The sequence below is a fragment of the Rhizobium sp. RSm-3 genome, from assembly GCF_001854685.1.
Classification (GTDB): domain Bacteria; phylum Pseudomonadota; class Alphaproteobacteria; order Rhizobiales; family Rhizobiaceae; genus Rhizobium; species Rhizobium ecuadorense.
This window is the reverse complement of sequence record NZ_MAWZ01000001.1, coordinates 187,368-200,273: the sequence shown is the minus strand read 5'-3', so window position 1 is coordinate 200,273 and position 12,906 is coordinate 187,368. Positions and strand designations below refer to the sequence as shown.

Annotated in this window: 13 protein-coding genes and 1 tRNA gene; 1 reads left to right on the top strand and 13 read right to left on the bottom strand. The window is 61.0% G+C overall.

The window, feature by feature from the left end:
• Positions 1-7: 7 nt before the first annotated feature.
• From BBJ66_RS00925 to BBJ66_RS00915, 3 genes are all read right to left on the bottom strand, one after another.
• Positions 8-1,519 (bottom strand): ABC transporter ATP-binding protein, encoded by a 1,512-nt coding sequence (locus BBJ66_RS00925; protein WP_071084317.1) that lies wholly within the window; start codon positions 1,517-1,519, stop codon positions 8-10.
• A gap of 88 nt (positions 1,520-1,607) precedes the next feature.
• Entirely contained in the window at positions 1,608-2,600 is a 993-nt protein-coding gene (locus BBJ66_RS00920) for a BMP family lipoprotein (protein ID WP_064835792.1), read from the bottom strand.
• 315 nt (positions 2,601-2,915) lie between these two features.
• Positions 2,916-3,233, bottom strand: coding sequence for a hypothetical protein (locus tag BBJ66_RS00915; RefSeq protein WP_003589247.1), 318 nt, complete (start codon positions 3,231-3,233; stop codon positions 2,916-2,918).
• Positions 3,234-3,461: 228 nt separating this feature from the next.
• Here BBJ66_RS00915 and BBJ66_RS00910 point away from each other — a divergent pair.
• Positions 3,462-3,551, top strand: a tRNA-Ser gene (locus tag BBJ66_RS00910).
• A gap of 30 nt (positions 3,552-3,581) precedes the next feature.
• Here BBJ66_RS00910 and BBJ66_RS00905 read toward each other — a convergent pair.
• The 10 genes from BBJ66_RS00905 to BBJ66_RS00855 form a co-directional block, all read right to left on the bottom strand.
• Entirely contained in the window at positions 3,582-4,676 is a 1,095-nt protein-coding gene (locus BBJ66_RS00905) for a tyrosine-type recombinase/integrase (protein ID WP_071084315.1), read from the bottom strand.
• Complete coding sequence (locus BBJ66_RS00900; protein WP_071084312.1) at positions 4,673-4,861, bottom strand: hypothetical protein; 189 nt, start codon at positions 4,859-4,861, stop codon at positions 4,673-4,675. The genes BBJ66_RS00905 and BBJ66_RS00900 overlap by 4 nt, the downstream gene beginning before the upstream one ends.
• Positions 4,862-5,115: 254 nt before the next feature.
• Positions 5,116-5,466, bottom strand: coding sequence for a DUF2190 family protein (locus BBJ66_RS00895; RefSeq protein ID WP_071084310.1), 351 nt, complete (start codon positions 5,464-5,466; stop codon positions 5,116-5,118).
• 2 nt (positions 5,467-5,468) lie between these two features.
• Positions 5,469-5,681, bottom strand: coding sequence for a phage head-tail joining protein (locus BBJ66_RS00890; RefSeq protein WP_071084308.1), 213 nt, complete (start codon positions 5,679-5,681; stop codon positions 5,469-5,471).
• Positions 5,682-5,684: 3 nt separating this feature from the next.
• Positions 5,685-7,565, bottom strand: coding sequence for a prohead protease/major capsid protein fusion protein (locus BBJ66_RS00885; RefSeq protein WP_083335504.1), 1,881 nt, complete (start codon positions 7,563-7,565; stop codon positions 5,685-5,687).
• Complete coding sequence (locus tag BBJ66_RS00880; protein ID WP_083335503.1) at positions 7,549-8,952, bottom strand: phage portal protein; 1,404 nt, start codon at positions 8,950-8,952, stop codon at positions 7,549-7,551. The genes BBJ66_RS00885 and BBJ66_RS00880 overlap by 17 nt, the downstream gene beginning before the upstream one ends.
• Positions 8,949-9,548, bottom strand: coding sequence for a hypothetical protein (locus tag BBJ66_RS00875; protein ID WP_071084306.1), 600 nt, complete (start codon positions 9,546-9,548; stop codon positions 8,949-8,951). The genes BBJ66_RS00880 and BBJ66_RS00875 overlap by 4 nt, the downstream gene beginning before the upstream one ends.
• Positions 9,549-9,868: 320 nt before the next feature.
• Positions 9,869-10,120: a hypothetical protein gene (locus BBJ66_RS00870; RefSeq protein ID WP_071084304.1), complete on the bottom strand. Its 252-nt coding sequence runs from the start codon at positions 10,118-10,120 to the stop codon at positions 9,869-9,871.
• A gap of 377 nt (positions 10,121-10,497) precedes the next feature.
• Positions 10,498-12,282 (bottom strand): phage terminase large subunit family protein, encoded by a 1,785-nt coding sequence (locus BBJ66_RS00860; protein WP_071084300.1) that lies wholly within the window; start codon positions 12,280-12,282, stop codon positions 10,498-10,500.
• A complete protein-coding gene (locus tag BBJ66_RS00855; RefSeq protein ID WP_244511610.1) occupies positions 12,272-12,676 on the bottom strand; it encodes a DNA packaging protein in 405 nt (134 codons plus the stop codon). The genes BBJ66_RS00860 and BBJ66_RS00855 overlap by 11 nt, the downstream gene beginning before the upstream one ends.
• Between the last annotated feature and the right edge of the window lie 230 nt (positions 12,677-12,906).

Here is a 12,906-nt window from a genome sequence, read left to right as displayed (position 1 = left end):
AAAGGCCTCACGCGGCAATGCCGGCCATCATCAGGCCGAGGGTCTGTTCACCGGCATCGGGCGTCTTCTCGCCGACCACGTGGCCGGCAAACATGACAAGGATACGGTCTGAAAGGGCGCGGATCTCATCGAGTTCGACGGAGACGAGCAGGATCGCCTTGCCCGCGTCGCGCATTTCGATGATCCGGCGGTGGATGAATTCGATGGCGCCGATATCGACGCCGCGCGTCGGCTGGCCGATGATCAGCATCTTCGGGTCGCGTTCGATTTCGCGGGCGACGACGATCTTCTGCTGGTTGCCGCCGGAGAAATTCGCGGTCTTCAGCCGCGGGTTCGGCGGGCGGATGTCGTATTTTTCGATCTTCTCCATCGCATCCTTACGGATCGCTTCGAGATCGAGCAGCGGACCTTTGCTGTAGCCAGGGCGCCGGTGATAACCGAGCACGGAATTCTCATATTCCTCGAATTTCAGAACGAGGCCCATATGGTGGCGGTCTTCGGGAATATGGGCAAGGCCGAGATCGCGCAGGCGGGCGGGATCGGCCTTGTCGATCGTCTGGCCGTCGAGAAGGATTTCGCCTGAGGCGGGCTTGCGGATGCCGGCAATCGCCTCCAGCAATTCGGACTGGCCATTGCCGGCAACCCCGGCAATGCCGACGATCTCGCCGGCGCGCACGTCGAAAGAGACATTGTCGACCATGGTGACGCCGCGATTGTCCTTGACCGTGAGGTTGCGAACCGAGAGCACCGCGGCCCCGGGATTTCCCTCGCCCTTCTGCACGCGCAGCAGCACGCGGCGGCCGACCATCAGCTCGGCAAGCTCTTCCACCGTCGTTTCCGCCGTCTTGCGGGTCGCGACCATCTCGCCGCGGCGCATAACCGAGACCGTATCGGTGATCGCCATGATCTCGCGCAGCTTATGGGTGATGAGGATGATCGTCTTACCCTGGTCGCGCAGCACCTTGAGAATGCGGAAGAGGTGATCGGCTTCGGCCGGCGTCAACACGCCAGTGGGTTCGTCGAGGATCAGGATCTCGGCACCGCGATACATCGCCTTCAGGATTTCGACGCGTTGCTGCAGGCCGACCGGAAGCTCCTCGATCAACGCGTCCGGATCGACCTCGAGGCCGTATTCCGTTTCCAGCCGCTTGAGCTCGGCGCGGGCCGATGCGACGCCTCTCGCCAGCAGCACGCCGCCTTCGGCGCCGAGCATGATATTCTCGAGCACCGTGAAATTGTCGACCAGCATGAAATGCTGATGCACCATGCCGATGCCGGTGGCGATCGCCGCCTGGCTGTCGCGGATGGTGACGGGATTGCCGTTGACGCGGATCTCGCCGCTGTCGGCATGGTAGAAACCGTAAATAATCGACATCAGCGTCGATTTGCCGGCGCCGTTTTCGCCGATGATGCCATGGATCGTCCCCTTGGCAACGGTGAGGTTGATGTCCTTGTTGGCATGGACGGCACCGAATTTCTTGTCGATGCCGACAAGCTCGATAGCGGGCTTATCTGTCACTGCAGGCTCCAAATAAGAAAAGGGCGTATGGCGAAAATCCCCTCCGCCATACGCCCGATCTCAATCGTCGATTACATCCGGGCGCGGATCACTTCGGGCAAGCGTTGTCCGAGGTATAGTCGTGAACCTTGATGGTCCCCGCGATGATATCGGCCTTGGCCTTGTCGACAGCCGCCTGCATTTCCGGCGTGATCAGCGACTTGTTGTTGTCGTCGATCGCGGCACCAACACCGTCTTCCTTGACGCCGAGCGCCTGGACGCCACCGGTGAACTTATCGTTCTTGGTGTCGGTGTAGGCGTTGTAGACGGCGAGGTCGACGCGCTTGACCATCGAGGTCAGGACGGAGCCCGGATGCAGATGGTTCTGGTTGGAATCGACGCCGATCGACAGCTTCTTGTTGTCGGCAGCCGTCTGCAGAACGCCGAGACCGGTGGCACCGGCTGCCGCGTAAATGACATCGGCGCCCTGGTCGATCTGGTTCTTGGTGAGTTCGCCGCCGCGAACCGGGTCATTCCAGGCCGCGCCCGTGGTGCCGGTCATGTTCTGGAAAACTTCGACATCGGCCTTGGCGGCGCGCGCACCCTGCTCATAGCCGCATTCGAACTTGCGGATCAGCGGGATGTCCATGCCGCCGACGAAGCCGACCTTGCCGGTCTTCGATGCCATGCCGGCGAGAATACCGACGAGATAGGAGCCTTCTTCTTCCTTGTAGACCACCGAGCGGACGTTCGGCTTGTCGACGACGGAGTCGACGATGATGAACTTGGTGTCGGGGAATTCGGCTGCGACCTTCTCAATGGCCGAAGTCCAGGCGAAGGAAACGGCAACCACCGGATTGAATCCGCGGCTTGCGAAGTTGCGGATGGCCTGCTCGCCCTGGGTGTCGCCGGTTGGTTCGAAGTCGCGATAGGCAATGCCGGTCTCGGCCTTGAACTTCTCGGCACCGTTGTAGGCCGCCTCATTGAAGGACTTATCGAACTTCCCGCCGGTGCCGTAAACCAGCGCCGGCTTGACATCGGCAGCCAGCGCCGTCGTCGACATGGCAGCCACGGCAAGGAGAGTGAGAAGGGATTTTTTCATTGTGCAGCCCTGTTGTTGCTATTCGTTAGGGGTCCTCCCGCAAGTCCTTTCCGGACATGTCTGCGGAACCACCGACCTCCCCCCGGAGGCCTGGCTGCGCGCATCCTTGCATGGCTCACGGAAAAATTCACCAGAAATTTTTCAGGCGGTAAAGATTTGCAGCAATTGCCGAAAATCCGTTCTCCGGGGCTTATTTTTAGACATTTCCGCCGCCGAGATGCGGAATTTCCAGCCAATCCGGCAGCCCCGCCGGGGCTGGGGAAACATTGGCGGCCGATCGGAGCCGCGGCCGACCATGGCGGCAAAACCGGCCTCCTATGCGGTGAAGCGACCGGCCACCGGCGGCTTCTTATAGCCGATCATCCAGAGAAGCAGCGCGATCACCAGGAAAACGGCAAAGGCCGGCTGCAGCATCAGCCATTGGAAAATGAAGGCGTAGAAACGCGGGTGGATATAATAAGAAAGGGAGGATTGCAGCGATGTGAGGGTTGCCGGGCTCACATCCTGCCAGGCATCGGAAATCGGCGTCACCACCACTGAGGACGCCGCAACCGATTGGATCGAATCGATGGTCCCGGCAATAACGGCCGCCGCAAGCGCGACAAGGCTGGCCAGACGCAACAGGAAACGCATCAATTCCTCCGACGCTCTTTATGCCGGACAATCCCGGCCGGCCGCGCCATTTCTCCACCTTGAGAATTACATAGTCGTCGATGGGGTGAAGCACAATGGACGGGCGGAGGCGAGTTTTATCGGAAGAAGTCAAAAAACTGTTAGATTTCGGTTGATCGACAAAAATTCATCGGTATATATCGCGCCGTTCCGACGATTTGCTCCTATCCAGGCGCGAACGCCCAAGAAGGACAGGTGGCCGAGTGGTTTAAGGCGCACGCCTGGAACGCGTGTGTACGTGAAAGCGTACCGTGGGTTCGAATCCCACCCTGTCCGCCATCCTTATCAACAACCTGTTGATTTTCCATATTACTTTCCTTTCGTTTGTCCAACTTTCGCGGACGGTTGGACAATTCTTGTTCGCTTTTTCTTCCCGGCGATGGCCTTGAGGCCCTTCTCCGCGAGCGCCGCTTGGTTGGCGTCGGCCGTGTAGACCGAGACCTGTTTCAGGTCGGTATGCCCTGTCACCGCCTTGATGACATCTCCACTCATTCCGCCCTCTGCCATCCGCCGTGCCGCCGCCTTGCGGAGACCATGAGCGGAACAGCGCGGAAGTCCGGCTTCGTTGCAACGATCACGAAACCAGTTACCGAAGCCGGCAGGCGTGAACGGTTTTCCAAATTCGGTAGTGAGAAAGGTAGGTTTGTCGCGCGGTAGCGGTCGAATGGCATCGGTCAGCGCGGGAAGCATGAATAGGTCTAGCTCCGCATCCGTCTTCACCTGTTTCACTTCGATGTGCTTGCCCTTGATATGCTCCCATCCCATGGCGACGACGTCGCTCCGACGCTGAGCGGTATAGAGGAGAAGCACCAACGCCAGGCGGGCCTTAGATCCCTCTGGATGACACGCCTCGTAGGCAGAAATTTCATCCTCTGTCCATGTGTGGAAGCCCTTCGTCTTCTTCTTGAAGCCGTCCACGGCATCCGTGGGATTATGGGATATCCATCGGTTCGCGACAGCGTGGCGGAGCATGATTTTCAGAAGGGACAGCAAGCGGTTTGCAGCCTGCGGGGTGTCCGACATTCCGCCGATAATGGCGCTGATATGTTCGTGTCGGAGATCTCGGATCATGCGGTGACCGTGCTTTTCGCGGAACCGCTCGATGATCAGGCGATAGGTCTGCTTCGTGCTGTCGCGCAGACCGGTGAACTTCGGCGAGCGATAGTAGGAAACAGCCAGAGCGTCGAACGATCCCGGCCGCGTCTTGCTCGCACCGATATTGGCGCGCCATTCCGTTACGCCAGCCAAAGCGTCGGAATAGGCCTTCTCGAAACTCGGCCCGGTCGGCGGATAGGGCAAATAGGTATCGACACCTTTTGCCCGGAACCGGACACGGCGCTTCTTATGCCGGTCGATCACGAGCGTGCAATGCTTCGGCAGTCCGTTCCGGCGCTTGCCTTTCATTTCAGCACATCATCCCAGCTAGTGCCGCTCGACAAGCCGGCGGTCTTCTCCGCAAGCGATGCTGCGGCCTCAATGCGGCCGTCCGGATGGAGCGTTATTTTTGCAGTTTCGAAGCCCGCCTCGAGGGCAGCTTTGAAAAGCCGTTTGGCGTCGGCCTGCTTGATTGCTGCGGCACGGTTAGCCATCACTCGAGCCTCCTGGGCGGATTTCCAGTCTTCACCGTCTTTTTCCAGGTTCTGGGTGATACGGGCGGCTGATCTCGCCGCCCGTATCGAGCATGCTCACGGCTGGAGAAGGAACGCCCCAGCGAGGCAGCATGGTTGCGGGTTTCCAAGCCGCGCCTCGTGCCGTTGAGCAATCCGACGTCTTCAGCCCCGGTAAAGGCTCGGCGGGATCGGATTGTCCTTCAGGAGCCGGCTGCCCCCATCTTGACCCCGCCTTAAGCTACTCCGAAGCTGCCGTTAAGGCGCACGCGCACCGTCGATGCATTGACGCCGGCGGCGGCGATTGCAACGCCGATAAGGGTATTATCGCCGGCCGTCGTGCTCGCCACGGCGGTGACTTTCTCGGCGGCCGCATCCCAATACAGAGGCGCGCCAAAGGTGACCGCGCCGGAAGCCTTGGGAAGATCGAAAACTCCTGTCGTCGCCAGTTCCACCTCACTGCCGGCGTCGACGGTCGTTGCAGCGACACCAAAGAGAGAACTGATCAGAACGCCATCTCCGGACGACACTCCGCCGGCCGGTGCGGTTGCGGTCACTACGTCGCCGCGCTGAACATAGTTTTTCATGGTCAAAGTCCTTTTGAGCTTGAAATGTAGACAACGCCACCGGACCGGCCTTGAAGGGCGGACATCTGCCGCTCTATGTCGGCAATTGCCGCAGCCAGTTCGGCGTCGGATCGATATTCAGTCCTGACGTCGCCGTGCTGGACTGAGCGAACGCCAGAGGCGCGGGCCTTGCGGAGCGCCTCGAGCCACACGGTCAAGTCGGAAAGCGTCGCCATGGGTCAGGTCGTCACGTCTTCGCCGGGGTTCATGAACCAGCCCCGGTAGTCGACAAAGGCGGCGCCGAAATCGAGCCGCACCTTGGTCTCGACGCCGTCGACTTCGAAGCCGGCGCGCGTCTCGGTCTGCGGTCCCTCCTGACCGGCCAGATAAGCATATTCCAGCCCCTCGATCGTCGCCGGATCGCCAGCGACGTACCAGCGAACAGGGGAGGACAGCCGGGCCTCGACGAGCATCTCTAGCTTGCCAGCGAACGGATTGACGCCATCGGCGCTGTTCGGCTGCAGCGTCGCAAGCAATGTCTCGGCTGCGGTTTCGGCCTCAGGAGCCACGAGCAGGTACTTGGGTACGACGTTAATCGGCCGGCCGGAAAGCCCCTTCTGCTTGCGCATCGCCAAGCGCGCGACGTCCAGGCCACCGAAACGCGGAAGGGGGGTCGATGTCAGGTCGACACCATCCTCAGCAAGGTTGCCGTGGTCGGCATGAAACAACGTCTTACCGTCTTTCATCACCGGCCCGAAGCCTGCAGCGCCTTCGAGAATATCGACTAGGAACTGCGCTTCGAATTCGGCGGCGGCGGCGCCGAACTTGCCGGCGACATCAACGAATGCGCCAATGTCGTCGTTGATGATCGCCTGGCGGGTGAGGCCGAATATTCGGCCATAGGTGGCAATGCCGTAGCTCTCGCCGGCTTCGCTGATCGTCGAATGTTTGTATTCGCCGTTCTCGTTGACCTTCTCCAGTCCGGCCGCTTCGCCGATCTGGAGTTTCGTCATGTTGCGGAAGTCCTTTGCCGTAGTCTGTCGCGCCACTCGCTTCAGCACGGCAGCCGCTGCTTCATAACCCGGGCGCAGCGCCCGGTTCGCCGTGTCGGCAAACACCAGGGGAAAGTCGCTCGTCGAGTTCAGCGCCCGCGTGATCGTTTCCGCCGGCGATAGGCCAGTCGTGTGCATGCCGCGCAGTTGAAGCATCTGACGCGCCATATCGAGCGTCGTCATGTTGACGTATTGGCGCGCGGCATCCGAGGGCTTGTGGCGGGGATTTCCGCGCACATAGAGGGCCTCGCCCATACGTCCCACGATGGCTTCGGGGTCGTCGTGGTTCGCGACCACGGTTACTCGCGTTTGCGGCGTTTGCCTGTTCGAACGTTGCCTGACCTGTTCGACGGCCGCGGCGCGAGCCTCGTCTACGGTCGCTTCACGGTCGATCAGACCATTGGAAAATTCGTCGCCAAGACCGAAGGTTTCGGCCAATGCTCGGATTTCGGCATTGCTTTGCGCCCGTGTCATGGTCGCGGGATTGGCGTTCGCGCTGGTGGTTGCCGTCGCGGACGCGGCCGTCGCTGTGTTGTTTGCCTGCGGCATGGTAATTCCTCTTGTTTTTGCCCCCGCGTCAGCTCCAACGGGGACGAGCGAAACCTCGTGCAACGTCCATTTTGTGACCGTTCGCAGCCGTTGACCGGACTGCGGGTCTACTCGGTCCTCAAAATCGTCGACGCCGTAGCCGACACTCACATTTCGAATAATTCCGGCCGCCACGTCCTTAAAGACGGCCTCTGCGCGCTCGGAGAACTGGGCGGTAACGATCAGCTGCCCTTTCTCAATACGGACGCCACGGACCACGCCGAGCACCCGATCGAGCCCGTCCTGGCGATGGCTATCAAGCAGAGGCATCCCTTCGGCTCTGCTCAAATCAACTGCGCCCGGAGTGAGCGAGAGCATTTCGTTGAAAGCTCCCTCCATGTCGTGCCGCAAAACGCCGGCGCCAGTCGATGCGATCATTTCGACGGTACGCGCCTTTTCGTCGACGCTCGTCGGCGCGAACGACAACGCCCGCACTTGCGGGGATATATGCGGCGGCGCTGCTTCAATTGGACGAGGCATTGACGTTCGCTCCAGTTTGAGGGCGCGCCGCCAGTCCGAGGCGGTCGGCGCGGGCCTTGTCGGCGGAAATCTCGCGGTCGAGCTGCTCAACGTCGTAACCGCGCTCGGAGACGATCTCGGCGCGCGATCGCAACAGGTTGTCCATTTCGAGGACGGCGGCTTGCGCATCCTTCAGCGGATCGACCCACGGCCAAGCCGGTGGCAGCCATTTCACCCCGAACGCGGCGCGATCGCGCTGATAGGCGGTTGCGGGAACGACGCCCAACAGGACCTGCCAGCGAATGAACCGCTCCCAAACGGGGCGGCAGAGTTGGAAGGCAATGACGTGATGCTGTGTCGCCTCGGCAAAGCGCCGATATTCGAGCAACGCCGCGCGCGACGAGGTATAGGTGACCTGGGAATAGTTGCCCGTCACCTGTTCGAACGTGCAATTCGCGCCGCTGGCGATCATCCGCAGGATAGCGTCGGCAACGCCGAGCGCCGGACCCTGGTCGGGCGTATCGGGAAACTCGACGTTTTTTCCGGGCGGCAGCGTGATCATCGCGCCGGGCTCCAGACTTACGGACGATCCGCCGGCCTGGTCTTGTCCGTATACGCCCTGTCCATCGGTATCGGTGATGAAGCCGGCATGAAGCGCCGCCACCTTGGCGCGGACCAGAAGCGCGTCGACCAGTTGATCGAGATCATGGGTGGACAGCAAAACCGAAGCAAACCACGAAAGGCCGCGCACCTGGCCGGGAAAGAGTGGTCGGAACAGGTGGATCACCTCGCCGGCAGGCCATCGCTGGGAAGACATCGGCAGCCCGGCGAGGGCATCGCCGGGTGCGTTCGGCCGCAGCCAATACGCGACAATGCGGCCGTCTCCGTTGTATTCGACGCCCTGGACGATGGCGCCGCCTGCCGAAGGCGTGACATTCTTGAAGCGGTCGAGTTGTTCGGGATGCAGCCGCCGCAGCTGCGGCGCGCCGGTCGCCGGATCCGAGGTCCAGACTGCAAGCCCCTCGCCGAAAACGACCATATCGCGGACCATCGCGGCCTGTTGCCCGTAATGGTCCGTTCGCCCCTCGGGGTCGGCCATGTCGGTCCATGCAGACCATCCCAGGGCGAGCCTATCCCGCATTGCCTCGACAGGATGCAGCGGACGCGGCGTGATCCCGGTGCCAATGAGATTGGCGACGGAAGTCTCGACGATCTTGGCGGCGACGGGATTATTGACCACCAGCCCGGATGCGCGCGCTGCGATCGTCGACGCATCCGTCAACATAGCGCGGCCGGGATTGGCAATTGCCCGGGCATCATTCCAGCGGCGAGTGTTGCCGGATCCTGCGTCAAGCGCACGCTTGGCGGCGGAACGCTGAAAGAGATTGCGGAAGGCGGTAAGCATCATTCAGCACCCTTTGCCCGATGTTTGGCCATCGCGAGGATTGCTCGTTCTGCCTGCGTTCGGTCGCCAGGTGCCTTCCGGCTGATCTCCCAAAGATCAACTTGCTGTGCGACGTTGTCGACGATGGCACCCACCGGAATGTGAATGTACGGCTTGGCTGCATCGGGCAGGCTTTCTCTTGCGCGCTTGAATTCATCAAGCAGCGCGGGAGAGGTAATGTAGTCGACGACGAATTTTCCGCCGTGCTTGTACATGATGGCGAAATGTTTCTGATGTTCTTCCGGCGGGGCCGTTTCAGCGGAGCCGCGGTGCTCAAGGCTAAGATTAACCCACTCGCGGAAGTTCGCCGAGGAAATGAGCTCGTCGGCCAGCGCCGGGCCGGTGAATTCGACGAGATGAAGGACCGTCTGCGCCTTGACCAGGTCGAACGCAGAAAAGAGCCGGCGATTTCCGGTGCCCCCGATGTGCTCGGGCGTGATGCTGATGCCACCTTTGCCGATCGGCCGTTTAAGCCAATTGGCGAGCGTGCCCGGCGAGACGCCAGTCAACTCGACGACGTCGGCCCTTTCAAATTTCGGGGTGTAGAAATCTTCCTTCATGGAAAAGAGATCGCATGATCCCTCCGCTTTGTCAACGGAAGAGGCCATGCGACCCCTTGAAAGCTGTGTTGTGGGAAATTCTAGCCTTCTGCCTGCTCAAGTTTCTTTACGCGCTTCTGCAGCTTTTCGACTTCGCGCTGTAACTCGGCGACTGTGCTCTTAAGCCGCTGAATTTCGTACTCTGCTTGGTGAATTCGATTTTCCGACATGCGTTAACCCTTTGCGTTCGCCGCACCGATCAGTGGCGCGGATGATCCTTTTCGAAATAAGCCAGCGCGACGCGAAAACGGCGCCTCGTAGGCCTTGTCAATACGTTTTAATCACGCCGATTTTTCCATCTGCTCAAGAGCAGTCAGCGCGGTCATCACCTGGCCACTGGCCAGGCGCAATAGCCGGCCAAGGCTGCCGACTATCTGGTTGTGTGGCGTGTCGAGTATCTCCGCGAGGTCGTCAGCGCAGAAGCTAGCAATGTCGAGAAGCGCCATCGCGTTGTACGTCTCCTCGATAGCTGTATCGAGGTTCGGTTGCTCTGCCAGGCCGGCGGCGGCCGCCGGAAAGGGAATTTTCGGCATATTGTCGTTCTCCAACAATCGTGGTATCAACAGTTTATGTTGATACCCGACGGCGTTAGCGCCGTCAACATAAAATGTTGATCAATGTTACCAAAACAATCGCGCGCCGCGAGAGCCCTGCTCAATTGGACACAGCCGAGGTTGGCGGCCGCCGCAAATCTTGGCCTCTCGACGATCGTCGACTTTGAGAAGGAGCGCCGGCAGGTGTCAGATGAGGCATCGGCCGCGATACATTCCGCCCTTGAAAACGAGGGTATTGAGTTTCTGTCGGGGCAGGGCGGCGTTGGTGTTAGGCTTAGCACGTGCAAATCCCAAGGAGAGGGTGATTGATATTGGCATCGATCATATCGCCCTCGTCGCCGGCATGCATCGCTGCGCTATCGCCCCATCCATCTGCTTTTCACCACATTGGGCACCGGCTTAGTAGCGTCAGCACTGGTGCGCGAAAGATCGGCCCTCCGCTGATCCCAGTTGATGTTGAGAAGCTGCCGCGCCGCGAATGCATAGACGCAACAGTCAAGCGCCTCAGCCTGTCGTCCTGGCACACGCTCAAAACGGCGCTGCGGCTGCCCGCGCGAATATCGGACCACCACGCGCTCGCTGGCGAGCTGCTCGTAGAAGACGGCCGGCAAGCTCTTGGAAAAGCGGATCGCCTGATTTCGACCAAGGCAGGAGGTCAGGTGTGATTTTATGCCGTCGACGCCAACAATCCACAGCCGGCCGCCCTGGATCTTGCTTTTCGAGCGCTCGATCCAGGGGCGGTTGCCGGCAACGCCCTTGATCGCGAAAACTCGCATGCCGTAGCGCGGGAACGCGAAGCGGTAGACGGCCTCCATGGTTTCGCCGTCGCCGCTGTCGATCGCCGTCGCGTCAATGCCGATTTCGCCGCCGAGGGGATGGTGGAAGCGCTGTTTCAGCACCCCGTCGAGTTCATGCCATGTGGCGTCTTGGTCGGTGCGCCCCCATACCACCAGGTGAGCGAGGACATGGGCCGCGCCCTCCCGGTCCCAGCCGATGAATGTCACCTCGAGGCGATCGCGCTGCACATCGACGCCAACCGTTATTGCCAAGACGCCCGCTGGTATTTCCTCGAGCGAGAAAGCCTCTGCACGGCCCGAAATTTCGCGGTCGTCAAGTTCCTCGCCGGTTTCGCGCCACCCTTGCGCCAGGATCGTGTTGATGAAGGTCTGCAGGTGCGCGGGATCATCCTTGGCGGCGACGAATTCCGAGGCCAGTTTCCCCCAGGAAGCGTTCGGCAAGAGGGAAACGAGCGCGTTCAACCGAAAGCCCGCGTGGCCGGTGACGTGCGGCTGTGTGGCACGCCAACGGCCGAGCGCGACCATCGCCGGCTTGTGCCTCTCCTCGATGATGCAGCCGCAGGATTTGCAGACGTAGTACGCCCGGTGCGGCTCGCCGGCAGGCCACTGGATATCGCCCCATCCGATTTCATGGAAATCGCCGCATTCGGGACAAGGCACCTCATAAACCCGCGCGTCGGATTGGCCGTAGGAGCGGAGCACATGGCTCGTGTCCTCGAAGACGGGCGTCGAGCCGATAACGATTTTGCGATCCGCAAAACTCAGTGTGCGCTTTTCCGCCAACAGGATCGGCGAGCCCTCCGCGCCGTTTTCCATGCCGTCGACCTCGTCGCAAAGGAGCACGCGCACATTGTGCCTACGCAGGTTGCGCGGGGCCTTGGCAGCCACGACCTTCAGCGATCCGCCGGGGAACCGGCGCGACAAAATGGTGTTGCGACCGCCATCGTCCTGGTCGTCGCCGATCAGGCCAGCGAGCACTGGCGATGCCGCGAAGATCGGTTCGATGTCGGAAACCATGTAGTCTCTGCAGTCGGCCTCGGTGGGCAACAGGCATAGGATTGGCGATGGATCGTTGGCGATGTATCCGCCGAGCGCGCCGGTGATGAGGGTCGTGAAGCCGACGCGCACCGGCTTGACCAGCGTCACGCGTTCGATGAAAGGATCTCCGATCGCGTCGGCGATCTCGCGTTGAAACGGCCAGAGGCGGACGGCCCCAGGCAGTGACGAGACACCGTCAGGCAGGGACAGGTGTCGTTCGATCCACGACGACAGCGCCTGTCTCGGCGGTGGTCGCAGCGCCGCAAGGGCATTCCGGCGAATGGAGGCCAGCGTTTCATTCGTCATTCGAAAGCTTCTCCAGCGCGTGCCGCAGCTCGGCGTCCATCTCCGCGATATCGTGGGCGGTTAGGTGCGGCATGGTTTGCCGTAGCCGCGACGGGACCGCCAGCACCGAAGTACGGACCATGCGCAGCATGGAAGCCCATTCTCGCTCGACCTCGGCGGCATCGACCAGGTCGCGCCGGAGCATAGCGTTCTTGAGCGCCGCGGCGTCCGCCTGTTCCTTGACGAGGCGCAACCGCTCGGCGCCGACATTCTCCGGTCGCCCGGCATCAAACTGCAGGCTGGTCTGCTTTTGGGCGGCGCTGCGGTTCGTGTCGATGTTGTCTTGTATCCAGATCCGGCCTCGCGCTACGTCGATCCGGTCGTCTGCCTCCACCGGCAGGCCTTTCTTGATCATCTGCGACACCCGCCCGGGCGTTAGGCCGACAACCTTCGCGAAATCGCTCTTGGAGAGCGACCGCGGCTGGCCGATCTTCGTCGTTTCGATCTCGGTGGAGCTATGCATTGTGCTCATAACCTTTTGTTTTTTCGGGATTATCTTTAGCTTTCAAATTTACCTCAGCGACTAAAACCCCGCGCTACCGCCTTACCCGCTTTGCAGCGGGGCAAGAAGGACCCGCTGCGGGT